Origin of the sequence: Granulicoccus phenolivorans DSM 17626 = NBRC 107789 = JCM 15570 (assembly GCF_000423085.1) — a bacterium.
Taxonomy (GTDB): domain Bacteria; phylum Actinomycetota; class Actinomycetes; order Propionibacteriales; family Propionibacteriaceae; genus Granulicoccus; species Granulicoccus phenolivorans.
This window is the reverse complement of sequence record NZ_KE383974.1, coordinates 158,400-181,299: the sequence shown is the minus strand read 5'-3', so window position 1 is coordinate 181,299 and position 22,900 is coordinate 158,400. Positions and strand designations below refer to the sequence as shown.

Annotated in this window: 22 protein-coding genes; 7 read left to right on the top strand and 15 right to left on the bottom strand. The window is 69.8% G+C overall.

Annotated elements, in window-relative coordinates; all coding sequences use genetic code 11:
* Nucleotides 1-4: 4 nt before the first annotated feature.
* Nucleotides 5-1,186 (bottom strand): ADP-forming succinate--CoA ligase subunit beta, encoded by a 1,182-nt coding sequence (gene sucC, locus G531_RS0118170; RefSeq protein WP_026928314.1) that lies wholly within the window; start codon nucleotides 1,184-1,186, stop codon nucleotides 5-7.
* 360 nt (nucleotides 1,187-1,546) lie between these two features.
* Here sucC and G531_RS24930 point away from each other — a divergent pair, with 360 nt between their 5' ends.
* Nucleotides 1,547-2,773 carry a M23 family metallopeptidase gene (locus G531_RS24930; protein WP_145978605.1) on the top strand — a complete coding sequence of 409 codons (1,227 nt, stop codon included), beginning with the start codon at nucleotides 1,547-1,549 and terminating at the stop codon, nucleotides 2,771-2,773.
* 105 nt (nucleotides 2,774-2,878) lie between these two features.
* On the opposite strand, the gene G531_RS0118160 is transcribed toward G531_RS24930, so the two are convergent.
* The 4 genes from G531_RS0118160 to G531_RS0118145 all read right to left on the bottom strand — a co-directional run bounded on the left by G531_RS0118160 (nucleotide 2,879) and on the right by G531_RS0118145 (nucleotide 6,212).
* Nucleotides 2,879-3,166: a GlsB/YeaQ/YmgE family stress response membrane protein gene (locus G531_RS0118160; RefSeq protein ID WP_026928313.1), complete on the bottom strand. Its 288-nt coding sequence runs from the start codon at nucleotides 3,164-3,166 to the stop codon at nucleotides 2,879-2,881.
* Nucleotides 3,167-3,241: 75 nt separating this feature from the next.
* A complete protein-coding gene (locus G531_RS0118155; protein ID WP_035759666.1) occupies nucleotides 3,242-4,165 on the bottom strand; it encodes a TAXI family TRAP transporter solute-binding subunit in 924 nt (307 codons plus the stop codon).
* Nucleotides 4,162-5,559 carry a sensor histidine kinase gene (locus G531_RS0118150; protein WP_026928311.1) on the bottom strand — a complete coding sequence of 466 codons (1,398 nt, stop codon included), beginning with the start codon at nucleotides 5,557-5,559 and terminating at the stop codon, nucleotides 4,162-4,164. The genes G531_RS0118155 and G531_RS0118150 overlap by 4 nt, the downstream gene beginning before the upstream one ends.
* Nucleotides 5,556-6,212 (bottom strand): response regulator transcription factor, encoded by a 657-nt coding sequence (locus G531_RS0118145; protein ID WP_026928310.1) that lies wholly within the window; start codon nucleotides 6,210-6,212, stop codon nucleotides 5,556-5,558. Before G531_RS0118145 ends, G531_RS0118150 begins: the two co-directional genes overlap by 4 nt.
* Nucleotides 6,213-6,389: 177 nt before the next feature.
* Between G531_RS0118145 and G531_RS23855 the strand changes: the two genes are divergently transcribed.
* Nucleotides 6,390-7,799 (top strand): MFS transporter, encoded by a 1,410-nt coding sequence (locus tag G531_RS23855; RefSeq protein ID WP_051215690.1) that lies wholly within the window; start codon nucleotides 6,390-6,392, stop codon nucleotides 7,797-7,799.
* Nucleotides 7,800-8,190: 391 nt separating this feature from the next.
* Here G531_RS23855 and G531_RS0118135 read toward each other — a convergent pair whose 3' ends face one another.
* Together G531_RS0118135 and G531_RS0118130 are read right to left on the bottom strand one after the other, a co-directional pair.
* Nucleotides 8,191-8,760, bottom strand: a complete 570-nt coding sequence (locus G531_RS0118135) for a hypothetical protein (protein WP_026928309.1) — start codon at nucleotides 8,758-8,760, stop codon at nucleotides 8,191-8,193.
* Entirely contained in the window at nucleotides 8,760-9,335 is a 576-nt protein-coding gene (locus G531_RS0118130; RefSeq protein ID WP_026928308.1) for a DUF805 domain-containing protein, read from the bottom strand. Before G531_RS0118130 ends, G531_RS0118135 begins: the two co-directional genes overlap by 1 nt.
* A 79-nt stretch (nucleotides 9,336-9,414) precedes the next feature.
* On the opposite strand from G531_RS0118130, the gene pcrA reads away from it, so the two are divergent.
* On the top strand, nucleotides 9,415-11,886 hold the full coding sequence (gene pcrA / locus G531_RS0118125) for a DNA helicase PcrA (protein WP_026928307.1): 2,472 nt from the start codon (nucleotides 9,415-9,417) through the stop codon (nucleotides 11,884-11,886).
* A 9-nt stretch (nucleotides 11,887-11,895) separates the two neighbouring features.
* Here pcrA and G531_RS24925 read toward each other — a convergent pair whose 3' ends face one another.
* The 3 genes from G531_RS24925 to G531_RS0118110 all read right to left on the bottom strand — a co-directional run bounded on the left by G531_RS24925 (nucleotide 11,896) and on the right by G531_RS0118110 (nucleotide 15,122).
* Complete coding sequence (locus G531_RS24925) at nucleotides 11,896-12,969, bottom strand: M23 family metallopeptidase (protein ID WP_145978604.1); 1,074 nt, start codon at nucleotides 12,967-12,969, stop codon at nucleotides 11,896-11,898.
* A 159-nt stretch (nucleotides 12,970-13,128) separates the two neighbouring features.
* Nucleotides 13,129-13,803: a response regulator gene (locus G531_RS0118115; protein WP_026928305.1), complete on the bottom strand. Its 675-nt coding sequence runs from the start codon at nucleotides 13,801-13,803 to the stop codon at nucleotides 13,129-13,131.
* Nucleotides 13,800-15,122, bottom strand: a complete 1,323-nt coding sequence (locus G531_RS0118110) for an ATP-binding protein (protein WP_051215689.1) — start codon at nucleotides 15,120-15,122, stop codon at nucleotides 13,800-13,802. The genes G531_RS0118115 and G531_RS0118110 overlap by 4 nt, the downstream gene beginning before the upstream one ends.
* Nucleotides 15,123-15,269: 147 nt before the next feature.
* Between G531_RS0118110 and G531_RS0118105 the strand changes: the two genes are divergently transcribed.
* Genes G531_RS0118105 through G531_RS24920 form a run of 3 tightly spaced genes read left to right on the top strand, consistent with a single transcriptional unit; the run spans nucleotide 15,270 to nucleotide 17,055 of the window.
* On the top strand, nucleotides 15,270-16,505 hold the full coding sequence (locus G531_RS0118105) for a PspC domain-containing protein (RefSeq protein WP_026928303.1): 1,236 nt from the start codon (nucleotides 15,270-15,272) through the stop codon (nucleotides 16,503-16,505).
* The gene (locus G531_RS0118100; RefSeq protein WP_026928302.1) at nucleotides 16,505-16,702 is read left to right on the top strand and encodes a hypothetical protein; all 198 of its coding nucleotides are present in this window, start codon (nucleotides 16,505-16,507) and stop codon (nucleotides 16,700-16,702) included. Before G531_RS0118105 ends, G531_RS0118100 begins: the two co-directional genes overlap by 1 nt.
* A 38-nt stretch (nucleotides 16,703-16,740) precedes the next feature.
* Complete coding sequence (locus tag G531_RS24920) at nucleotides 16,741-17,055, top strand: PspC domain-containing protein (RefSeq protein WP_051215688.1); 315 nt, start codon at nucleotides 16,741-16,743, stop codon at nucleotides 17,053-17,055.
* A 33-nt stretch (nucleotides 17,056-17,088) separates the two neighbouring features.
* Here the strand turns inward: G531_RS24920 and guaA are convergent, their stop codons facing one another.
* The 5 genes from guaA to G531_RS0118070 are packed head-to-tail and all read right to left on the bottom strand — an operon-like array spanning nucleotide 17,089 to nucleotide 21,622.
* The gene (guaA, locus tag G531_RS0118090) at nucleotides 17,089-18,654 is read right to left on the bottom strand and encodes a glutamine-hydrolyzing GMP synthase (RefSeq protein ID WP_026928301.1); all 1,566 of its coding nucleotides are present in this window, start codon (nucleotides 18,652-18,654) and stop codon (nucleotides 17,089-17,091) included.
* 9 nt (nucleotides 18,655-18,663) lie between these two features.
* Nucleotides 18,664-19,569: an NAD(P)-dependent oxidoreductase gene (locus tag G531_RS0118085; RefSeq protein ID WP_026928300.1), complete on the bottom strand. Its 906-nt coding sequence runs from the start codon at nucleotides 19,567-19,569 to the stop codon at nucleotides 18,664-18,666.
* Between the two features lie 35 nt (nucleotides 19,570-19,604).
* On the bottom strand, nucleotides 19,605-20,291 hold the full coding sequence (locus tag G531_RS24915; protein WP_026928299.1) for a hypothetical protein: 687 nt from the start codon (nucleotides 20,289-20,291) through the stop codon (nucleotides 19,605-19,607).
* Complete coding sequence (locus G531_RS0118075) at nucleotides 20,288-21,193, bottom strand: hypothetical protein (RefSeq protein WP_026928298.1); 906 nt, start codon at nucleotides 21,191-21,193, stop codon at nucleotides 20,288-20,290. Before G531_RS0118075 ends, G531_RS24915 begins: the two co-directional genes overlap by 4 nt.
* Nucleotides 21,194-21,622 carry an HIT family protein gene (locus G531_RS0118070; RefSeq protein ID WP_026928297.1) on the bottom strand — a complete coding sequence of 143 codons (429 nt, stop codon included), beginning with the start codon at nucleotides 21,620-21,622 and terminating at the stop codon, nucleotides 21,194-21,196.
* A gap of 100 nt (nucleotides 21,623-21,722) precedes the next feature.
* Between G531_RS0118070 and cysK the strand changes: the two genes are divergently transcribed.
* Nucleotides 21,723-22,646 (top strand): cysteine synthase A, encoded by a 924-nt coding sequence (gene cysK, locus G531_RS0118065; protein ID WP_026928296.1) that lies wholly within the window; start codon nucleotides 21,723-21,725, stop codon nucleotides 22,644-22,646.
* The last annotated feature ends 254 nt before the right edge of the window (nucleotides 22,647-22,900 follow it).

The window sequence follows — 22,900 nt, the reverse complement described above, 5'->3', positions numbered from 1 at the left end:
CCTCTCAGTTGGCCCGGCTGGCCAGCTCGGCAACCCGGCGGGCCGCATCGTCCATGGTGTCGACCCGCTCCAGGTTGGGCAGAGCGGCCTCATCGAGCATCTTGCGCCCGAGTTCGGCGTTGTTGCCGTCGAGGCGGACCACGACCGGCTTGTGCGTGGCACCCTGGGCGCCGAGCAGTTCGAACGCCTGGATGATCCCGTTGGCGACCGCGTCACAGGCGGTGATGCCACCGAAGACGTTGACGAACACGCTCTGCACGGCGGGGTCGGAGAAGATGATCGACAGCCCGTTGGACATCACCTCGGCCGAGGCGCCGCCACCGATGTCGAGGAAGTTGGCCGGCTTCGGCGAGCCCGGGAACTCCTCGCCGGCGTACGCGACGACGTCGAGGGTGGACATGACCAGGCCGGCGCCGTTACCGATGATGCCGACGTTGCCGTCCAGCTTGACGTACTGCAGACCCAGCGACTTGGCCTTGACCTCCAGCGGGTCGGTGGACTGGTCGTCGTGCAGGGCGACGTGGTCGGGGTGGCGGAACTCGGCGTTGTCGTCCAGGGTGACCTTGCCGTCGAGGGCGACGATGTCACCGGCGCCGGTCTTGATCAGCGGGTTCACCTCGACCAGGGTGGCGTCCTCGCCGGCGTACACGTCCCACAGCTTGATCAGCACGGCGGCGATCTTCGGCTGGTCCTCGGCGTCGAAGCCGGCGGCGGCCACGATCTCGTCGGCCTTGGCCTGATCGATCCCGACCAGCGGGTCCACCTCGACGCGGGCCAGCGCCTCGGGACGCTCCTCGGCCAGGGTCTCGATCTCGACCCCGCCCTCCTTCGAGCACATCGCCAGGTAGGAGCGGTTGGCGCGGTCCAGCAGCAGCGAGAAGTAGTACTCCTCGGCGATGTCGGCACCCTCGGCGATCATCACGGTGCGCACGGTGTGGCCCTTGATGTCCATCCCGAGAATGTCGTTGGCCCGGGCTTCGGCTTCCTCGGCGCTCTTGGCGACCTTGACGCCACCCGCCTTGCCCCGGCCACCGGTCTTCACCTGGGCCTTCACGACGACGACCGGGGTACCGAGGTCTTCGGCGGCCTGGCGGGCTTCGGCGGCGGTGGTGGCAGTGATGCCCCGCAGGACCGGCACACCGTGCGACTCGAAAAGGTCGCGCGCCTGGTATTCGTAGAGATCCACGACGGCTCCATCCTTGTTCTGTGCGGGGCGTCTGCGCCCCTTTGGCTCTCGCCCCCGGGACTTCGAGCCCGGACACGCTTGTCAGCCACGTCTTCCCTTTTAAGGTCGACGTGGTGTACGGATGGGAGCCTAGCCGCAATCCGGGGGTACCCACTGTGCCGTTTTGCGCCGTTCCTCCCTGCGGACCGCTGTTTGTGACAATCGTCACTACCGCAGTGGGCTGCCCCCAGTGTTGACGGCGCCCTGAGTGAACCTGAGAAAAATTACTTCACGATTCAGTTTGGCTGGCGGTTATCAATCCGTTATGTTTCCTGAAGTGCGGTGATCCCCGCACAACCGGAACTGGAAGAGGTAGAGCAGGTGTCAGGGAATCCTTTCAAGAGGTCTCAGGCCCGCCGCGCGGCGAAGGCGCCCCGCGCGCATCAGGATGGAGACCTGAGCATCAAGCGGATGATCGGGCAGGGGCTGGCCGCGGTGGCCGTGTCTGCCCTCGGCATGGGCGTTGCAGTGTCGGTCGGGATGACCGCCTCCGCGCAGTCGGCACAGATCTCCACCGATGCTCCGGTCGCCGGACAGGGGAACCCCGACATCAGCCGGGCGAACCCGGCCCCGGCAGCGGCTGCGGCCGCCCGGGAGCAGGCCGCGGTCGAGCAGGCCACCAAGAAGGCCAACGGCACCGACGAGGGCGGCTCCCTCGACGTGTTCAACCGCCAGGGCAATGACACCAGCCGCAACGCCGTCCGCGGCGAGCTGGACAAGGCCGTGGCGAACCAGCAGGCCAAGGAGCGCACCGAGCAGCTGACCCAGACCAGCGACAAGGCTGCCCTGGAGTCCGGCACCGCCGTCCGGGACACCCGTTCCCGCGACCTGGTGATCAAGTCCGAGGGCGCCAAGCGCGAGCAGCTGCGCCTGGAGGAGGAGAAGCGCAAGGCCGAAGAGGCCCAGCGCGCCGCGCAGCAGGCCCAGCAGAACCAGGGCGGCTCCAACATGCCGCAGCAGGCGGCCAAGCAGCAGCAGCCGGCCGGGAGCACCGACACCTCCCAGACCAACGTCAACGCCGCCCAGCAGAGCGGTGGCAACCAGGCCGCGCAGACCGGCAGCACCCAGGCGGGTGCCGATCAGGCCGCCGGCGGTCAGGCTGCGCCGGCCCCGGCCGCCAGTGGCTCCGGTGGCGCCACCTCCCCGATCGCCCGCGGCGCCTACACCCTGGGCGCTCGCTGGGGTGCGGTCGGCTCGTGGTCGCGCTACCACACCGGCCAGGACCTCCCCGCTCCGGTGGGTACGCCGCTGGTGGCGGCTGCCGACGGCGTCGTGGTCACCTCCAACGGTGGCAGCTGGGCCGGCACCCACGTGGTGATTCGGCACGCCGACGGGTCGGCCACGCTGTACGCGCACATGTCCGCGATGACCGTGCGGCCCGGACAGGTCGTCAAGGGTGGCGAGTCGATCGGCGCGGTCGGGATGACCGGGCGTACCTTCGGCCCGCACCTGCACTTCGAGCACTACCCCAACGCCTCGGACGTCGGCAACCCCTACACCACCGACGATCCGGTCTCGTGGATGGCGCGACAGGGCGTACGCCTCTGAGCAGATCTCACACAGCTTCCGGTGAACGATCGAGGCCGCAGCACCCACGGTGCTGCGGCCTCGGTCGTTTCGTTTCGTGGTTGTTCGTTTCGGGGCGGTCGGGGGTCAGGTGCGGTTGCGGGTGATCAGTCCCTTGATCAGGAAGACGATGATGCAACCGATGATCGCCATCACCCAGGTTCCGATGTTGAACAGGTTGGCCCCCTGCAGGGAGACCTTCCCGCCGTGGAAGATGATGTTGCCCAGGACGGTGCCGAGCAGGGCTCCGATCACGCCGAGGACGATATTGAGGATCCAGCTGCTGGTGCCCTGCTTCCCCTTCATGACGAGCTGTGCGATAGCCCCGGCGACGATTCCGAGGATGATGAACATAATCCATTCCCAAAAACCCATGGGACCATCGTAGACAAGTGGTGACCCGTGCGTAACAACGGAATTTCAACGATTTTGCAAACGCTGGGCGACGGATCACCCGTACCGCTCGCGGTAGCGCTGCAGCGCGGCCGGATGCAGCGGGACCGGCGCGGTGTCGATCAGCCCGGCCCGGGAGAGGTATTGCAGGCCTGCCGATCCGGCGGGGACCAGCGCTTCGGCATCGTCGATGAGTACGTCGACCAGCGTCCGGGCGACCGGGTCGGGCAGATCGGGTCGGGCCAGCAACAGGTTCGGTACGCCGATGGTCGGCACCGGCGCGCGGGAGCCGTACGCCCCGGCGGGTACCTCGGTGGCCAGATAGCGGTCAGGATGGGCGGCGTTGAGGGCAGCGAAGGTGGTGCCCAGGTCGAGCAGCGCGACCGGCGTACCGGTGGCCGCCAGGTCGGCGATCCGCGCGGTCGGCACACCCCCGGCCCAGAAGAAGGCGTCGACGTCGCCGGCGGCCAGCGCCGCCGCGCCGCCGGCCAGTCCCCGCTCGCTGAGCGTCGGTGCCTGCGGACCGGTCGTGAGCCCGGCGGCCTCGAGGATGCGGCGGGTGGTGAGCGCGCCACCGGACTCGGGTGCCCCGACCGACACCCGACGCCCGGCCAGCTCCGCGAGCCGGCGCAGCCCGCTGTCGGCGCGGACGACGCACTGCAGATAGTTCTGGTACACCCGCCCGATCGCCACCGCGCCGCGCCCGAGGTCGCTGGCGGCGTCGGCCTGCGCCAGGGCGAGCTCGACCGATCCGGCCTCGAGCAGCCGCAGATTGTGGATGCTGCCGTCACTGGGCAGGGCCTGCAGCTGGGCGCCGCCGTGCGCCCGCAGCGCCGCGCTCAGTAGCGTCCCGAACTCCAGGTAGGGACCACCGGCCTCCCCGGCCGCCAGCCGCAGCGGCTCCGGTTGGGCCGACTGCGTACAGCCGATCAGCGGAAGCGCGGCCAGGCCGAGCAGGATGCCGCGCCGGGAGATGCTCATCGCGCCCCCAGCCGGATCCGGGTGCGCAGTCCACCCTGGTCGGCCCGGCCGACCTCGACCTCGGCGTGATTCGCGCGGGCCAGTTGGGTGATGATGGCATACCCGAGGCCGGTCCCGGGCAGCGTGGTGTGCCGCGACGCGCGCCAGAACCGGGTGCCGACCCGGGCGAGTTCCTCGTCGGTGAGCCCGGTTCCGGAGTCGGCGATCTCGAGCGTCGCCACGTCGCCCGCCCGGTCGAGGCCGACCCAGACCGTCGCCCCGGACCCGGCGTACTTGCGGGCGTTGTCCAGCAGGATCTCGACGATCTCCTCGATGTCGCCGCAGGAACCGGCGACGCGGATCTCCGCCCCGGAGGTCACCAGCTCGATCCCGGCCTCGTGCAGCGCGCGGCGGTGCGGGGCCGCCAGCGCGTCCGCGGACACCACGCAGCCGACGTCGGCGTCGGCTCCCGGTCCCGCTGCCTCCGCGGCGATCTCGGTCGCGCGATGTTCGGCATCGGCCAGCACCAGCAGCCGCTCCACGGTCCGCTCCAGGCGATCGAGGTCGTGGTCCATCGCATCCAGATCGGTCCCGGTCGGGTCGTGGCCGGTGTCGAGGCCCACCCGGAGCCCGTCCACCCGATAGCGCAGCGCGGCCAGCGGGTTGCGCAACTGATGCGAGGCATCGGCGACCAGCCCGCGCTGCTGTTCGAGGGCGTCCTCCACCCCCCGGGCCATGCGTACGAACGAATCGGCGAGCCGCCGCAGTTCCGGTGGCCCGGGCGTGCCCTGCAGATCCGGGACCCGGCGCTCGGCGACGGCCTGGGTGGCCCGGTCCAGGGCGCGCACCGGACGCAGCACCCAGCGGGTCCAGCTGATCGAGGCGAGCAGCAGCACCGCCAACAGACCGGCACCGGTGAGCCCCACCAGGATCCAGCCACCGATGATGTCGCGCTTGGCCGCGGTCTGGTTGATCTCGAGCACCACCGCCCCGAGCACCGTGCTCCCCTCCGACAGCAGGGGCTCGGCGACCAGGACGGTGTCGGCACTCCACGGGTAGACCGCCGGAACCGACCATTGGGGCACCGCGCGCGTTGCCCCCAGCACCAGGTCGGCGATGTGGTCGGTGGGGGCGAGGCCGCCGACCGAGGCAAGGACCGCACCCTGGTTGTCGACCACGAGCACCCGCTCACCGTAGGTGTCGAAGAACCGCTGCAGGTAGCGCTGCAGCACCGCCGGTTCCCCGGCGGCGATCGCGGCCTGGGCGCGCTGCCCGATCTGGTCCATCGAGTTTGCCCGTTGCAGGGCGAGTTGTTGGGTACGCCCGGCTGCGATCGACCCGCCGGCCGGGACCAGGATGGCGCAGATCGTGAGCAGCCCGAAGATCAGCAGGGGCAGCAGGACCCGGGTCCTCACCCGGGCTCCTCGAGACGGAAGCCGAAGCCGCGGATCGTGGTGATGGTGAGCATCGGCAGCTTCTGGCGCAGTTGGGCCAGATGCACATCGAACGACCGCGACTTGGCCGCGTACCCCGGACCCCAGACGTGTTCGACGACGGTCTGCCGACTCACCGCACTGCCGACGTGCTTGGCGAACCCGAGGAGCAGGGAGAACTCGGTGGGGGTCAGGCTCACCTCGGTCTCGCCGTAGGTGACCCGGTGCGCGGCGACCTCGATCACCAGGTCGCCCAGCTGGAGCCGCTCCGGGGACGCGAAACCGGGATACCGCCGGGTCACCGCGGTCAGCCGGGCGAGCAGTTCGTGCAGGCGTACCGGTTTGACCAGGTAGTCGTCGGCCCCCAGGCGCAGTGCCGCGACCGTGGAGCGCTCGTCGCCGCGAGCCGTGACCACCAGCACCGGCATGTCGGAGACTTCGCGCAGCTGTTGCAGGGCATCCAGCCCGTCCATGTCCTCCAGCCCGAGGTCGAGCAGCACCACATCGGCCTCGCGGTGCCGAGCCACCAGTTCCCCGCCCCGGGAGATCGCCGTACAGGTGTTGCCCACCCGGGTCAGGACCGCGGTCAACGCAGCCGAGACCGAACGGTCGTCCTCGACCACCAGCACTCGCATGGCGCCCAGTATGCCCCGCGCCGTCCCCCGGCCGAGCGGGCAGGCGGTGGGGAAAGTGTTTGTAAAGGGACTGTTAGGGAACCGGTTCGGGCACCGTCGCGGCCGTGAGGATGGTCCTGTCCCTGAACGGCTCACCGAACGAAGAGCCGGCTCACCCGAAACGAATGGACTGTGTCAATGTCAACGACGACTGCGACGGCACCGAACCTGCGACGGTCGGTGTCGAACACCCTGAAAGGCTCCGCGGGCAACCTTGTGGAGTGGTACGACGTCTACGTCTACTCCGTGTTCGCCACGTACTTCGAGTCCCAGTTCTTCGACAAGAACGATGCCAACTCCACGGTGTACGTCTGGGCGATCTTTGCACTGACCTTCCTGATGCGCCCGCTGGGCTCCTGGTTCTTCGGGCGCTTCGCGGACCGGCACGGACGGCGGTTGGCGCTGACGGTGTCGGTGTCGGTGATGGCGGCCTGCTCCCTGCTGATCGCGGTGGCCCCGACGGCCGGGACGATCGGCACCGGGGCAGTCGTCCTGCTGGTCATCGCCCGCCTGGTCCAGGGCTTCGCCACCGGTGGCGAGTACGGCACCAGCGCGACGTACATGTCCGAGGCAGCCGTCCCCGGACGCCGGGGCTTCCTGTCCTCCTTCCACTACGTCACCCTGGTCGGCGGTCATGTCCTGGCCCAGCTGACGCTGTTGATCATGGTGGTCGCCCTGCCGCACGAGGCCATCTCCCAGTGGGGCTGGCGGGTTGCCTTCGGCATCGGCGCCCTCGGCGCGCTGGCCGTGCTGGTGATGCGCCGCACGATGGACGAAACCCTGGACGCCTCGACGATCGCGGCAGCCAAGAACGGCACCGCGACCCGAACGGGTTCCATGCGCGAGTTGCTGGTGAACCAGTGGAAGCCGCTGCTGCTGTGCTTCCTGGTGACCGCCGGCGGAACCCTGGCCTTCTACACCTACTCCGTCACCGGCCCGGGAATCGTCAAGAAGGCATTCTCCGGCGGCGATGTGATCACCGGGACCCTGCTCAACCTGGCAGCGCTGATCGTCCTGATGCTGCTGCAGCCGCTGGGCGGATGGTTGTCCGACATTGTCGGGCGGCGGACCCTGCTCATCTTCTTCGGCGTCGGCGGAGTCCTGTACACCGGCTTCCTGCTCACCGCACTCCCCCAGCAGACCAACCCGATCTTCGCCTTCGCGATCCTGGTCGGCGGCTTCATCATCCTCACCGGCTACACCTCGGTCAACGCGGTGGTCAAGGCCGACCTCTTCCCGACCCACATCCGCGCGCTGGGTCTGGGGCTGGGGTACGCGGTGTCCAACTCGGTCTTCGGTGGCACCGCGCCGCTGCTGTACCAGGCCGCCGGGGAAGCCGGTCAGGTGCCCGCGTTCATCTGGTACGTCACCGCGGTCATCGCGGTCTCCCTGGTGGTCTACATCTTCTTCCTGAAGGGCAACGATCACAGCTGGCTGGAGAACGAGGCGGCGATGCGGGAGCGCACGCAGTCGGGTGGTCGGGATTGGGCGGTGGCCGCGTCGGAGGCGGCCGAGCAGCCCGCCCCGGCGTACGCCCGCGAAGGCTGACCCCGCTACGTCACCGGGTGAGGCCCGGCACCGTGCAGGTGCCGGGCCTTGGCGCTGCTCGGACAAGGGCCCAGCGAGGCATGGGCACCAACCAGCGACCCCCGGAGCAGTCCGCGGTCCCCCGTACGCCCGGCTGCCCCTGCAGGCCCCGCACACACCAAGCAGCACCGCACACCCGAACAAGGCCCGCGAAACCCCCGCCCCACCCGCAGACCAGCGGGCGTCCGGACGACCGAACTACCGGCCAGCGACAACACGCTGCCAGTCAGCGCTGACACGCTGCCACCCAGCGCCACCGAGGTCATCCAGCGTCAACCTTGGTCACTGAGCTTCGGGGCGCCCAGAAGCTGGATTGCCAACGGTGACGCTCGATGGCCCGGGAGACGCCGGGTCAGGGACGCAGGGCCAGCTTCGGGGCCCAGTTCCAACCCGAGGCCTGCACATCGGCCGCGATGGGGATGACGACGGTGACCAGCAGCGAACCGACCAGCAGACCGCCGGTGAGCCAGGGTGAGCGCGGTCGCTCCGGTCGGATCAGCAGGTACGCGATTCCCCCGAACAGGATCGCCGTCACCGCCGCCGGGACGCTCGAGAGCAACCAGGCGTACAGCGCCACCACCGGTGCCCTGCCGAACACCGACAGAATCATCACCAACCCGAATACCAGCCCCGCGACCGCCTGGAACGCCAGCATCCGCCACCACCGCCGCTGCGGGTAGACGCACAGCGCCAGCAGCGGCATCGCGATCAGCGGGATCCACAGCAGCAGGAAGGCTTCGTGCAGCAGGAGCGCGAAGGTCGCGAAATCGCCCATGGCGACGAACCAGGGCGCGCCGACCATTCCCCACAACCCGGTGATCACATAGCACGCCGCGTACGCGCCGATCGGTCCGCGTGCCCACTCCTCGGGCTCGGGGACCCGGGCGACCGGCAACGGATCGATCCGAACCGAAACCGCCATCACTCGACCGGCGGGTTGCCCAGGACGGGGTCGAAGCGGACCCCGTACGGGTTGGACGGTTTGATGCAGCAGTACGCCACGACAACCGCCCCGGTGACCGGGATCAGGTAGAAGAAGTTCCAGAACGCCGAGCGGTTGGTGTCGTGCAGCCGCCGTGAGCTCAGCGCCAGGGTCGGCACCGACAGCAGCAGCGGCAGGATCCCCCAGCAGGCGATCACCACGGCCACCCCGACCATTTGCGGGATCGCCTCCGCGTTGGCCAGGTTGCCGACCACCAGCGGGATCACCAGATAGAGCACCGCCAGCAGCGCCATCACCCACCAGTACTCGGTCCGCGAGGCACGACCGTTGAAGTTCATCGAGTTCTGCAGCCACAGCTTCAGCGCCCGGCCGGGGCCCACCCGGGGCCGCTGCGGATGCCACTTGGAGTAGCGGTCCAGCGGGATCAGGGCATCCAACGGGATGTCGACGTCGCTGGCCGAGACGGTGGGTTGCTCGTAGTTGGTCTCGGCCGGGCTGACCGGGCCGGACTCGGCGGACGCGCGCTCGGGTTCCTCAGCGGATGTGCCGGTCATGGTCCTCCTGCGGGCGAGTTTCTCCGGCGCCGCGGTCGACGCCGAAAATGTCCGAGCGGGGATCTAGGCTGGAGCAGATATGTCTGCCACTCCCTTGTTTCCCGAGTTCGGCCGGGCCGCTCAGGCTCAGGATGCCAGTGAACCCGCCCCCAATGCCAAACCCGCCCGCCGCCAACCCAAGGTCGACCTGCTGGCCGGGCTGAACCCGCCGCAGCGGGAGGCCGTCGTGCACGCCGGGTCGCCCGTCCTGGTGGTGGCCGGCGCCGGTTCGGGCAAGACCCGGGTGCTGACCCGGCGGATCGCGTACCTGGTCACCGAACGCAAGGTGCACCCCGGCTCGATCCTGGCGATCACCTTCACCAACAAGGCGGCCGCCGAGATGCGCAGCCGGGTCGCCGACATCGTCGGGAACCGGGCGCGGCTGATGTGGGTCTCCACCTTCCACTCCGCCTGCGTGCGGATCCTACGGGCCGAGATCGACCGGTTCGGGTACGCCCGGCAGTTCTCGATCTACGACGACACCGACTCCAAACGCCTGATGCAGCTGGTGCTGAACGACCTGTCGCTGGATCCGAAACGGTACCCGGTGCGCGGGGTGATGAACTGGGTCTCCAACGCCAAGAACGATCTGGTCGACCACGAGTCCGCCCACACCCGGGTCGCCGAGGACGGCGATGAGGCGTACGCCCGGGCGTACGGGGAATATCAGCGGCGGCTCAAGGCGGCGAACGCGGTCGACTTCGACGACCTGATCATGCTGACGGTGCATCTGCTGCAGGCCTTCCCCGAGGTGCGCGAGCAGTATCGGCGCCGGTTCCGGCACGTGCTGGTCGATGAGTACCAGGACACCAACCACGCCCAGTACGTGCTGATCCGCGAGCTGTGCGGCGAGTCCGAGCAGACCGACCTGAACGAGGTGGAACCGCCGGAACTGATGGTGGTCGGCGACTCCGACCAGTCCATCTACGCCTTCCGCGGCGCCACGATCCGCAACATCCTCGACTTCGAGCAGGACTTCCCCGGCGCGACCACGATCAAACTGGAACAGAACTACCGCTCCACCCAGACCGTGCTGTCGGCGGCCAACGCCGTGATCGGACACAACGCCGGCCGGCCGGAGAAGAACCTGTGGTCCGATGCCGGGGACGGCGACAAGATCGTCGGCTACGTCGCCGACACCGAGCACGACGAGGCCCAGTTCATCGCCGGCGAGATCGACCGGCTCAACGACGCCGGCACCTCCGGCTTCGGCGACACCGCGGTGTTCTATCGCACCAACGCCCAGTCCCGGGCCCTGGAAGAGGTCTTCATCCGGGTCGGGCTCCCCTATCGGGTGGTCGGTGGCGTCCGGTTCTACGAGCGCAAGGAGGTCCGCGACGCGATCGCCTACCTGCGCGCGATCGCCAACCCCGCCGACGACGTGTCGGTACGCCGGATCCTGAACACCCCCAAGCGCGGCATCGGGGACCGGGCCGAGGCCACCATCGAGGCGCTCGCCCAGCGCGACCGGATCCCGTTCTCCGCCGCCCTGGCCCGGGCCGAGGAGACCCCGCTGGCCACCCGTTCGGCCAAGCAGATCGCGGCGTTCGTGCAGATGATGGACGAGCACCGCCAGATGGTGGCCGACGGCAAGCCGGCCGATGAGATCGTCGCGAGCATCCTGGATGCCTCCGGGCTGGTCGCCGAGCTGAAGAACTCCACCGACCCGCAGGACCAGACCCGGCTGGAGAACCTGGCCGAGTTCGTCTCGGTGGCCGAGGAGTTCGTCGCGGCCGCGGCCGCGATCGACCTGACCGCGGTGGCGCCGGAGGATGCCGAGATCCCGGGCGGGGAGTCGCTGCTGGTGGCCGGGTCGCCGGAGCCGGATCCGTCGCTGACCGCGTTCCTGGAACGGATCGCGCTGGTCGCCGACTCCGACCAGGTCCCCGACCAGGCCGACGGGGACGCCGACGCCAAGCCGGCCGCAGGCACGGTCACCCTGATGACGCTGCACACCGCGAAGGGGCTGGAGTTCGACACGGTCTTCCTGACCGGCCTGGAGGACGGCGTCTTCCCGCACCTGCGGGCCCTGGGCAACAAGACCGAACTCGAGGAAGAGCGCCGGCTGGCGTACGTCGGGATCACCCGGGCGCGCAAGCGGCTCTACCTGTCCCGGGCGGTGGTCCGGACCGCGTGGGGCGCGCCGCAGTACAACCCGGCCAGCCGCTTCCTCGAGGAGATCCCGCAGCATCTGATGGACTGGCGCCGCACCGCCGGCGCGGTGACCCAGTGGCGCAACTCCTCGGCCAGCAGCCGGTGGGCCGACCGGGAACGCAGCGCGGGCCGCTCGGAGACCTTCTCCGGCCTCAGCAAACGGACCTTCAACGCCCCGAAGGTGAACAAGAACGCGCCGTCGCTGACCACCGGGGATCGGGTGGTGCACAGCACCTTCGGACTCGGCACGGTGATCGCCACCGCGGGAGCCGGGGACAAGGCGACCGCCGATATCGACTTCGGCTCCCCCGGGGTCAAGCGGCTGATGCTGAAGTTCGCCCCGGTCGAAAAGCTCTGAGCCGAGCGCTCAGAGGCGTACGCCCTGGCGAGCCAGCCAGGCGGCCGGATCGTCGGTGGTGTAGGGGTTCCCGACGGTCGCGGCGTTGGGGTAGTGCTCGAAGTGCAGGTGCGGGCCGAAGGTACGCCCGGTCATCCCGACCGCCCCGATCATGTCACCGCCGCGGACGGTCTGCCCCGGGCGTACGCTCGCGCCGGACATGTGCGCGTACAGGGTGGCCGACCCGTCGGCGTGCCGGATCACCACGTGGGTGCCGGCCCAGCTGCCCCCGTTGGAGGTGACCACGACGCCGTCGGCCGCGGCCCGCAGCGGCGTACCCACCGGCGCCGGCAGATCCTGCCCGGTGTGGTACCGCGACCACGAACCGACCGCACCCCAGCGGGCGCCCAGGGAGTAGCGCCCCTGCGGCATCGGAACCGAGGCCCCGCCGGCTCCCCCACCCGACGGCAGCCCGGCCCCATCCCCGGGCTGGGCGGCCGGCATGTTCGAGCCGCCCTGGTTCTGGGCCTCGCCGGTCTTGCGCTTCTCCTCCGCCAGGCGCTCGTTCTCCCGCCGGGTGGCCTCGGTCCGGTTCATCAGATCCTTGTTGCGGGAGTCGCGGACCGCGGTCCCAGACTCCAGCGCGGCCTTGTCGCTGCTCTGGGTGAGTTGCTCGGTGCGGCGCTTCGCCTGCTGGTCGGCGACGGCCTTGTCCAGTTCGCCGCGCAGCACATTGCGGCTGGTGTCGTCCCGGCTCAGCCGGGTGAACACGTCCAGGGAACCGGCCTGATCGCCCTGGTGCACCTCGGCCTGCTGGATCGCGGCCAGGTTGCGTTCGGCCTGCTGGGCCATCGGCGCCGGGTTCGCCCGGGTGATGTCCGGATTGCCCTGGGAGGTGGCCGGCGCATCGCCGGCGAGCCGCTCGGACTCCGCGGCGGCGGTCATCCCGACCGACACGGCCACGGCCATCCCCAGCGCGGAGATCGCGACCGCGGCCAGACTCTGCCCGCACAGCCGCTTGATGCTCAGCTCGGGATCGGTGGGTACGCGGGTGGCGACGGCGGCACGGCGGGCCTGCGACCGACGGAACGGGTTCCCTGACACCTGCACAACCTCACTCAGTTCGCTGAATCGCGGTCACCCGCTCGCAAGGAACCTAACGGATTTGCAACGGACCCGCCAAACTGATGCTGAGTAAATTGTGGGCAAGTGATCAGAAACTCATCACCGCCCGTCACGGCTGTGACCACAGCGAAGCACGGGTCAGATGAGACGCCGATCGGTCGCCCACCGGGTCAGCTGGTGCCGGTTCGACAGTTGGAGCTTGCGCAGCACACTGGACACATGCGTCTCGACGGTCTTGATCGAGATGAACAGCTCGCGGGCGATCTCCTTGTAGGAGTACCCCCGGGCGATCAGCCGCAGCACCTCGCGCTCCCGATTCGACAGCCGGTCCAGTTCCTCATCGACCGAGGAGATGTCGATCGAGCCGGAAAAGGCGTCCAGCACGAATCCGGCCAGCCGCGGCGAGAAGACCGCATCCCCGTCGGCGACCCGCCGGATCGCGGCGACCAGTTCCTCCCCGGAGATGGACTTGGTCACATACCCCCGGGCGCCGGCGCGGATCACCCCGATCACGTCCTCCGCGGCGTCGGAGACCGACAGGGCGAGGAAGCGCTGCTCGGGATTCTTGGCGTGCACCTGCTTGATCACCTCGGTGCCGCCCCCGCCGGGCAGGTGGACGTCGAGCAGGACGACGTCCGGGTTCTGCGCGAGCACGGCCTTGACGGCGGTGGCCACGTCCTCGCCCTCGCCGACGACCTGGACGTGGCGGCCGATCTCGGCCTTGACCCCGGTGCGGAACATCTCGTGGTCGTCGACCACGACCACCCGCAACAGCTTGTTCGGGCTCGCGGGGTGGGATGTGGTCTCGGTCATCGCGTCATCTCCAGTTTCACTTCGGTACCGTCCTCGGGGGTCGAGCGGATCCGGGCGGTGCCCCCGTGCCGTTCCATCCGGCCGATGATGCTGCCCTTGACTCCCATTCGATCATCCCCGATCTCGTCGATGTCGAAGCCCTTGCCCCGATCCCGTACGAAGATCTCCACCAGGTCGTCGGTCACCTCGGCGTACACATCGATCCGGGGCGCCCCGGAATGCTTGGCCGCATTGGTCATCGCCTCCCGGGCCGCGCGGATCATCGCCTCCAGGGACTCATCCAGATCGGCGTCGCCGACGCAGACCACGTCGACCGGGAGGCCGCGCTCGTCCTCCACCTCGGCGGCGGCCGCGGTCAGGGCCGCCTTCACCGTCGCCTCCCGGATCTGGTCGCCGTACAGGTAGAGCCGCAGCTCGCGCTCCTGCTTGCGGGCCAGGGTGGCCACCGCCTTGGGGTCGTCGGCCTGCTTCTGGATCATCGCCAGGGTCTGCAGCACCGAATCGTGCAGGTGGGCGGCCATATCGGCCCGGGCGTCGGCGCGTACTTTCTGCTCCCGGGTCACCTGCAGGTCGCGCTGGGTGCGGTACAGCCACGGCGCCATCACCAGGCCCACCCCGGCGATCGCCAGCGCACTCATCACCAGCATCTCCGGCAACGCCCGCAGCCCGGACTGGGTCGCCATCACCAGCCCGATCGAGGCGCCGACCAGGCCCAGCCCGAGCGCGGTTCGCGCGATCGTCAGCAGCCGGCCCCGGGCCACCAGCGGCGCCAGCCAGGCCCGACCGCCGGTCTCCTTCTTCCAACTGGTGTCGCCGTGCTGGTTGTCGGCGGTACGCCAGACCAGCGCGACCCCGACCGCGGCGAACGCGATCGGCCAGAACAGCTGGCCGGCCAGACCCCGTCCGGAGGCCTGCACCAGCCAGACCACGCCCGCGGCCAGCAGCAGCACCGCCAGCAGCGGGCCCCATTCGATCTTGTGCCGCTTGCGCCCCTGGGCCTGTTCGCTGCCCTCGGTCCGCATGTTGTTGCGCGAGGCCGACTCCAGACCGGGAGCCTTCTCCGCAGTGGCCGAGGTGTCCGGCGGCAGCAGCAGCCACAGCGCGGCGTACACCAGCGCACCCAGGAAGGACGCCAGCAGCAGCACCACGAACGCGATCCGCAGCACCAGCACCGAGCAGTGCAGATGTTTGGCCAGCCCGGTGCACACGCCACCGATCCAGGAGCCCTCGGCAACCCGGTACGCCTTCGCCGGCGGCCAGTCGGGCTGTCCACCCGCCGGGTCGGCCGCGGGCGGGCTGGTGGTCGTGGAATCTGCCATAGTGCCTTCCATTCTTCCCCCCGCCCGTGCCGGCGACCAGCGGGTGATCCCTGAACGTGCCCTGAGCGCATCCCCCGGGGGGTTTCGGCGCGCAGATTCCGGGTACTCCCCGATGAAACCGGCCGCGCCCGCGGGCAGGATGGAGACATGGAGTTGATGCAGCAGATCGAGCGGCCCGCCGAGCACGGCGTGGTCTCCGGTCTGTGTGCCGGCATCGCCCGCCGCTATCGGCTCGATCCCACCGTGGTCCGCGTCATCTTCGTCGTGCTCGCGCTCAGCAACGGCGTGGGCCTGGTCCTGTACGCGCTGGGCTGGCTGCTCTCGCCGGGGCCCAACGGCGTACCCGTGGAACGCTACGTGCCCCAGTTGAAGGATCTGTCCCGGCAGACCTGGATCGCGATCGCGGTGATCAGTTGCCTGATCGTCAGTGGCATTCTGAGCCAGTGGGTGCCGTTCGGCCTGGTCCCGGCGCTGGTGATCCTCGGAGTCTGGTACTTCGGGATCCGCCGGCCGCAGAAGGCCCGGGAGCGCGCCCAGCACACCGCACGGGTCGCCGAGATCAACCCGCTGGCCGGCCCGCCGACACCGTTCACCGAGGCGGCGCGGGCCTGGCAGCAGCGGATCGCGGAGTACCAGCAGGGCGGACCGGTCCGGTCCGCCGCCGCGGCTGCCGACCCGGCGGCCACCCCGCGGGCCGCCGACGAGTACGCCACCGCCCCCGGGTACTCGATGCAGGCGTATCTGTCCCAGCCCGACCCGGCCGGGATCTACGACCCGCCGGCGGCCGGTCCGCCCCCGCGCAAACGCCGCCGCAGCGGCCGGCTGTGGCTGATCGCACTGATCGGGATCGGGCTGGCCATCGCCACGTTGGTGCTGCTGCCGATACCGGTGGCCTGGTACGCCTACCCCGCGGCGGCGCTGGCAGTGCTCGGGGTGGTGCTGGTGGTGGCGTACCGGTTCGGCCGGCCGCCGCTGATGGTCGCCACCGCGGCGGTCCTGGCGATCGTGGCGGTCTTCGGCGCCACCGCCCCGCCCCCGGGCCCACCCCCGGCACCGACCGTGCTCACCTACTCCACCCTCGCCGAACTCCCCGACCGGACCCAGGCCTCGATGGGTGAGTACGACATCGACCTGCGGGAACTGCAGGTCACCGAGGATCGGACTTACCGGGTCGAGCTGGACACCGGCAAGGCCGTGATCCGGGTGCCCGCCGACGCCAACGTCCGGGTGACCTGGCAGACCGATCTGGCCGGGGTGGACGTCCTCGGGAAGACCAGCGACCAGGTCAGTGGCCCCGGCTCGACCCAACGGATCCTCGATCCGAGCAAGCCGACGCTCACCCTGGACATCCGGGTCGGGTTCGGCTCGGTGGAGGTGCAGTGATGTCTGGCACGCCGCGTCCCACCCGCACCGACCCGGTCGCGCTGATCGCCGGCATTCTCATGCTGTTGTTGGCCTCCGGCGTGCTCTGGATGGCGTTCGGTGGCCCCCTGGACCCGATCGTCCTCAAGCTGGCCGCGCCGTTCAGCCTCGTGCTGATCGGCATCCTCGGTCTGCTGCTGTCCCGCAAGAAGACCTGATCCCAGCTCGTCCATCCATATTGAAGGAGAAACCCAACATGCCCGCCACCGAACTCAAGCGCAGTGAATCCGACAAGATCCTCGGCGGTGTCTGCTCCGGCCTGGCCAAGACCTATGGCTGGGACCTGACCATCACCCGGATCGTCACCGCCGTGATCGTGCTCGGCACCGGCGTCGGCCCGGTGCTGTACGTCCTGGCCTGGCTGCTCCTGCCCAGCGATTCCGGCAAGGTGATCGCCCAGCAGGCCGCCGAGCAGGGCAAGGCCTGGTACGACGACCAGAAGGCCAAGCGCGAGCAGGGCCAGCAGAACTCCGGACCGAACGACATCTACCGCGGCGACGACCTGCGGTGAACCGGCCGACCGCCGGGACCCCGTCGGGTGGGGTCACTCCCACTCGATGGTGCCCGGCGGCTTCGACGTGACATCGAGCACCACCCGGTTCACCTCCGGTACCTCGTTGGTGATCCGGGTGGAAATCGTTTCCAGCAGCTCGTACGGCAGCCGGCTCCAGTCGGCGGTCATCGCGTCCTCGCTGGAGACCGGGCGCAGCACCACCGGGTGCCCATAGGTACGCCCGTCGCCCTGCACCCCGACCGAGCGGACATCGGCCAGCAGCACCACCGGAAACTGCCACACGTCGCGGTCCAGCCCGGAGCGGGTCAGTTCCTCCCGGGCGATCGCGTCGGCCTCCCGCAGCAGGTCCAGCCGGTCGCGGGTGACCTCGCCGATGATCCGGATCGCCAGCCCGGGGCCGGGGAACGGCTGGCGCCACACCATCTCCTCCGGCAGGCCCAGTTCCGTCCCGACCGCGCGTACCTCGTCCTTGAACAGGGTGCGCAGCGGCTCGATCAGGGTGAACTGCAGGTCATCGGGCAGGCCGCCGACATTGTGGTGTGACTTGATGTTGGCCGCGCCCTCGCCGCCGCCGGACTCCACCACGTCGGGGTACAGCGTGCCCTGCACCAGGAAGTCGATGCCCTGCTCATCGGCGATCTCGCGGGCGGCCGCCTCGAAGGTGCGGATGAAGTCGCGGCCGATCGTCTTGCGCTTGGTCTCCGGATCGGTCACCCCGGCCAGATGGTCCAGGAAGTAGTCGGCCACGCTCGACACGTGCAGGTCGACCCCGGTGGCCGCGACGAAGTCGCGCTCGACCTGCTCGGCCTCGCCCTTGCGGAGCAGCCCGTGATCGACGAAGACACAGGTCAGCTGGCTGCCGACCGCCCGCTGCACCAGGGCGGCCGCGACGGCGGAGTCGACGCCCCCGGACAGCCCGCACAGCACCCGCTTGTCGCCGACGGTCGCCCGGATCGCGGCCACCGATTCCTCCACGATGGAGGCCGGGGTCCAGTCGGGTTCGATGCCGGCGATGTGGTACAGGAAGTTCTCCAGCACCCGCTGGCCGTGCTCGGAGTGCAGCACCTCCGGATGCCACTGGACGCCGGCGATCCGGCGTCCAGTGTCCTCGAAGGCGGCCACCGGGGCCCCGGCGGTCGCGGCGAGGGTACGCGCGCCGGTCGGCGGTTCGGTGACGGCGTCCCCATGACTCATCCAGACCCGCAGCTGGTGGGGCAGGGACTCCAGCAGGGTGCCGGGTTCACTGACGGTGGCCACCGTACGCCCGTACTCGCGCTGTCCGGTGGCGGCGACCCGGCCGCCCAGGCCCTGCGCCATCGCCTGGAAGCCGTAGCAGATCCCGAACATGGGCACCTCGGCGCCGAACAGCGCCGGGTCGACCTGCGGGGCACCCTCGGCGTACACCGAGGCGGGACCGCCGGACAGGATGATCGCCAGTGGCTGCTTCGCCAGGATCTGGTCCACGGTCGCCGTCGACGGCAGGATCTCGGAGAAGACCTTCGCTTCCCGGACCCGCCGCGCGATCAACTGGGCGTACTGGGCACCGAAATCGATGACCACCACCCCGCGGTGTGTGGCAGCTACTGGCTCAGACATGCGGCGATCCTATCGGCTGCCTCCCAGCTGTGCCTGCGCCTTGACCAGCGACGGAACGTACTCCTTGCCGTACCCCAGCGCGCTGGCCAGCACCAGGGATTCGTGGACCCCGTCCCCGACGGTGACCGGATGTGCCAGGTCGCCGGCCAGCCGGGTGTAGTAGCGCACGTCCTTGCGAGCGTTGTCCAGCTCGAACACCATGCCGCCGTAGTCCCCGTCGAGGGTCTTGGCCATGATGGCGAGCAGGGCGTTGTTGGCCATCCCGAGCGACAGCACGTCGACCAGGGTCTTCGGGTCGGAATCGGCCTTGGTGGCGACCGCGAAGGCCTCGGCCAGGGCGGTGGCCTGGGCCTGGATGACGAAGTTGTTCAACAGTTTGATCGTGTGCCCCGAGCCGGTCGGGCCGGTGTGGATGACATGTTCGGCACAGACCTGCAGCATCGGCTGCAGTTCGGCGAACAGGTCGTCATCGGCACCGACCAGGATGTTCAGGGTGCCGGCCTCGGCCTCGGCCGGTCCCCGGGTCAGCGGGGCGTCGACGAAGCGGGCACCCCGTTCGACGCAGGCCGCGGCCAGCCGCTGGGTCAGGCCCGGTTCGCTGGTCGAGGAGTCGATGATGATCAGCCCCTCCCGGGCTTCACTGAGCAGCCCGCGGGGACCGGTGACGACTTCCTCGACGTCGGTGGCGGAGGTCACGCAGATGAAGACGACGTCGCAGGTGCGGCCCAGTTCGGCGTGATCGTTCGCCAGGGTCGCGCCGGCGTCGGCCAGGCCCTCGGGTTCGCGTCGATTGACCGTGTACGCCAGCGGGTATCCCGCCGCGCGCAGGTTCTTGGCCATGCCGTGGCCCATCAGCCCGGAGGCGCCGACGAAACCGATCCGCTGTGTCCGTTCACGCTGTGTCTGGTCGCTCATAGGGGCCATTGTTGCCCGCCTCCCCGGACGGCGGGTCAGCGGGGGTCGGTGGAGTCGGTCTTCCGGGCGATCTGCTGGGCGACGGCCATCGCCTCAAGGGCCAGCGGGAGGTTCGCCACGTCGGCGACGCCGGCCCAGAACTCGTAGTCCTTGCCATCCGCGGCGACTTCGATGCTGCCCTGCTGGGGCTGCAGCCGCCACCCGGCGATCCGGGACCAGGCGACCGACTCGTCCTCCCAGTAACTGGTCAGCCCGGCGGTGGAGACCGCCAGGCCTTCGAAGTCCAGCGTCTGCCCGGCGCGCAGGCGGTCCAGGGTCGGCTCCCGCTGTGCCTGGTACGCCCGGCGGACGGCCTCCCGGAAGACCCGCGCGGCCGGGGCGGGGAGCACCCGGCCCTCACCCCAGTCGTCCTCGCCGATCACCACTGTGACGGGGTGGCGGTCGGAGCCGGCGGTGCGGTCGGGGAAGAAGCCGTGGACATCGGGCTCGGTGTCGAGGCAGAACTGGGCGACGGCGTACGGGGCCGGCAGCCACTGCGTCCGGCCGGGCAGCAGCAGGCCCTCGCCGAACACGTGCACCTGGTCGCCGACCCGCTCGGGGCGGCGCGGGGCGAAGAGTTTGCGCAGTCCGGAGACCGGCTCGCTCAGCGGATGGCCGGCCAGCCAGTAGCCGAGGCCGGCGCGCTCGCCGAGGGCACGGACGGCGGGATCGGGGACGGTCATCGGATCTCCCGGGGGCTGGGGCCCGGACGGTTCCGGGCCAGGTCTTCGGCGAGTTTGAGCGCTTCGAGGGCCAACGGGAGGTTGGCGATCGCGCTGGTGTAGGCGAACTCGATCTCCTGGGGGGCGTCGGCGCGCAGCAGCTTGAGCGCGCAACGATCGGGGTCCAGCCAGACCGCGGCGATCCGATTCCAGGCGATCGGTGCGGCCAGCGTGCGGCCGACTCCGGCGGTGGAGACCGTCAACGACCCGAAGGTCACCTCCTCATCCCGCATGATCCGGCCGAGCACGGAATCACGCTGGGCCCGGTACGCCCGTACGACGGCAGTGCGGAACAGTTCGTCGACCTCGGGGCTGAACTCGAGCAGGGCGCCCCAGACCTGTTCGCCGGATCCTCCCGGCAGGCGGACCCGGCCCTCATTGGGCAGGTGGCTCGGGCGCGGCCGGATCGGGTCGGTGAAGAAGCCCGAGGAGTCCGGGGTCTGGTCGAAGGTGATCTGCGCGGTGGCGTACGGCATCGCGACCCAACCGGCGCCGAGCGGCAGGACCAACCCGTCGGCGTACTCGTAGATGACCTGGTTCTGCATCCGGGCGGCGCGGCGGCGTCGGGTGATCCCGACCATCAGCAGGCCGACGGTGAGGACGGCGAAGATGACCAGCAGCAGGCTCACCACCAGGCCGGTGATCCAGTCCGAGCCGGTCATCAGCAGCATCAGGATCAGGACCGCGACGATCACCCCGCAGCCCAGACCCAGGAAGATGTTGGTCAGTCCGGTACTGCGGGTGCGGCTCAGTTCCAGGGGAAGCGCGGCGATCCAGCGGCCGAGGCCGGCCTGCCGGGCAACCTCGCTGAAGTCGTCGCCGTCGCCGGTGGTGCGGCGCTGTCGGGGGGTGTCGCCGGACACTCAGGCGGGAACGGTGTCGGTCTCGCCGAGCTCCCGCAGCGCGGCGCGGAGTTCGCGGCAGGCACGGTCCATCTCGTCGTCGCTCAACTCGATCACCGCATCGGGGCTGAGCCGGAAGCCGGTCATGTCCTGGGCGCCGAACAGGTGGATGTGCAGGTGCGGCACCTCGAAGCCGGCGATCAGGTTGGCCACCCGCGGGGCGCCGGTGACCCGGGACACGGCGCGACCGACCAGCTGCGCCACCCGGCTGAGCTCGAGCCACAGCTCCGGGTCGGCGTCGACCCAGGTGTCCACCTCCTCGATCGGCACAACTAGGGTGTGCCCGTAGCTCATCGGTCCGATCGACAGGAAGGCCACGACGCGTTCGTTGCGGAACACGAATCGGCCGGGGAGCTCGCCGTTGATGATGCGGGTGAATACCGAAGCCATGTGCCCAGCGTATTGAATCCGGCCAACCGGACCATCATCAGCCGTCCCACAACCCCGGTCCCGTAGTAAATCTTATGGATGTATTGGTAGGGTGAATAACATGACGATCTTCTCGGACATCACCAAGGCAGTGGGCAACACCCCGCTGGTCAAGCTGAACCGCATCGCCGGCGACAACGCGAATGTGTACGCCAAGCTCGAGTTCTACAACCCGGCCAACTCGGTCAAGGACCGCATCGGCGTGGCGATCATCGACGCCGCCGAGGCCTCCGGCGACCTGAAGCCGGGCGGCACCATCGTCGAGGGCACCTCGGGCAACACCGGCATCGCGCTGGCCATGGTCGGCGCCGCCCGCGGCTACAAGGTCGTCCTGGCGATGCCGGAGACCATGTCCAACGAGCGCAAGGCGCTGCTGCGGGCCTTCGGTGCCGAACTGGTGCTCACCCCCGGTGCCGACGGCATGAAGGGCGCGGTCGCCAAGGCCGAGGAACTGGCCCAGGCCGAGGGCGCGATCCTGGCCCGGCAGTTCGAGAACCCGGCCAATGTGAAGATCCACCACGACACCACCGCCGAGGAGATCTGGAACGACCTCGACGGCAACATCGACATCTTCGTCGCCGGGATCGGTACCGGTGGCACCCTCACCGGGGTCGCCCAGGTCCTCAACGAGCGCAAGCCCGAGGCCCAGATCATCGCGGTCGAGCCGACCGAGTCCCCGGTGCTGAGCCAGGGCACCGCCGGCCCGCACAAGATCCAGGGCATCGGCGCCAACTTCGTTCCGGCGATCCTGGAGCGCGATCGGATCAACGAGATCGTGACCTCCGACCTGGCCACCGCCAAGGAGTACGCCCGGCGCGCCGCGGTCGAGGAAGGCATCCTGGCCGGCCTGTCCGGTGGCGCCGCCATCTCGGCTGCCGCGCGGGTGGCTGCCCGTCCGGAGAATGCCGGCAAGAACATCGTGGTCATCGTGCCGGACTTCGGCGAGCGTTACCTGTCGACCGTCCTGTTCGAGGGCCTGGTCTGACAAGGCCCGGTCTGAGAGGCCCGGTCTGAGAGGGCCGGTCCGAGAGGGCCGGTCCGAGAGGGCCGGTCTGAGAGGGCCGGTCTGATCTGCTGAAGCACAAACGGGGGCCCGGGGAGTTCGTCTCCCCGGGCCCTCGTGCGTGTTCGCGGGCCGAAGTGCTGTTCGCGGGCCGAAGTGCTGTTCGCGGGGTTGAGCTGCGGTCCGCGGGCCGACATGCAGTGCGCGGGCCGGCGTACGCCCCGCGGGCCCTGCAG

What these genes read in the sequence shown, in the direction of transcription:
- G531_RS0118085 (WP_026928300.1), bottom strand. Translation starts at nt 19,569, where the DNA reads ATGAGCGACCAGACACAGCGTGAACGGACACAGCGGATCGGTTTCGTC.
- cysK (WP_026928296.1), top strand. Translation starts at nt 21,723, where the DNA reads ATGACGATCTTCTCGGACATCACCAAGGCAGTGGGCAACACCCCGCTG.
- pcrA (WP_026928307.1), top strand. Translation starts at nt 9,415, where the DNA reads ATGTCTGCCACTCCCTTGTTTCCCGAGTTCGGCCGGGCCGCTCAGGCT.
- G531_RS0118155 (WP_035759666.1), bottom strand. Translation starts at nt 4,165, where the DNA reads ATGAGCATCTCCCGGCGCGGCATCCTGCTCGGCCTGGCCGCGCTTCCG.
- G531_RS0118145 (WP_026928310.1), bottom strand. Translation starts at nt 6,212, where the DNA reads ATGCGAGTGCTGGTGGTCGAGGACGACCGTTCGGTCTCGGCTGCGTTG.
- G531_RS24920 (WP_051215688.1), top strand. Translation starts at nt 16,741, where the DNA reads ATGCCCGCCACCGAACTCAAGCGCAGTGAATCCGACAAGATCCTCGGC.
- G531_RS0118135 (WP_026928309.1), bottom strand. Translation starts at nt 8,760, where the DNA reads ATGGCGGTTTCGGTTCGGATCGATCCGTTGCCGGTCGCCCGGGTCCCC.
- G531_RS0118110 (WP_051215689.1), bottom strand. Translation starts at nt 15,122, where the DNA reads ATGGCAGATTCCACGACCACCAGCCCGCCCGCGGCCGACCCGGCGGGT.
- G531_RS24915 (WP_026928299.1), bottom strand. Translation starts at nt 20,291, where the DNA reads ATGACCGTCCCCGATCCCGCCGTCCGTGCCCTCGGCGAGCGCGCCGGC.
- G531_RS0118130 (WP_026928308.1), bottom strand. Translation starts at nt 9,335, where the DNA reads ATGACCGGCACATCCGCTGAGGAACCCGAGCGCGCGTCCGCCGAGTCC.
- G531_RS0118070 (WP_026928297.1), bottom strand. Translation starts at nt 21,622, where the DNA reads ATGGCTTCGGTATTCACCCGCATCATCAACGGCGAGCTCCCCGGCCGA.
- G531_RS0118105 (WP_026928303.1), top strand. Translation starts at nt 15,270, where the DNA reads ATGGAGTTGATGCAGCAGATCGAGCGGCCCGCCGAGCACGGCGTGGTC.
- G531_RS0118115 (WP_026928305.1), bottom strand. Translation starts at nt 13,803, where the DNA reads ATGACCGAGACCACATCCCACCCCGCGAGCCCGAACAAGCTGTTGCGG.
- G531_RS23855 (WP_051215690.1), top strand. Translation starts at nt 6,390, where the DNA reads ATGTCAACGACGACTGCGACGGCACCGAACCTGCGACGGTCGGTGTCG.
- G531_RS0118100 (WP_026928302.1), top strand. Translation starts at nt 16,505, where the DNA reads ATGTCTGGCACGCCGCGTCCCACCCGCACCGACCCGGTCGCGCTGATC.
- guaA (WP_026928301.1), bottom strand. Translation starts at nt 18,654, where the DNA reads ATGTCTGAGCCAGTAGCTGCCACACACCGCGGGGTGGTGGTCATCGAT.
- G531_RS0118160 (WP_026928313.1), bottom strand. Translation starts at nt 3,166, where the DNA reads ATGGGTTTTTGGGAATGGATTATGTTCATCATCCTCGGAATCGTCGCC.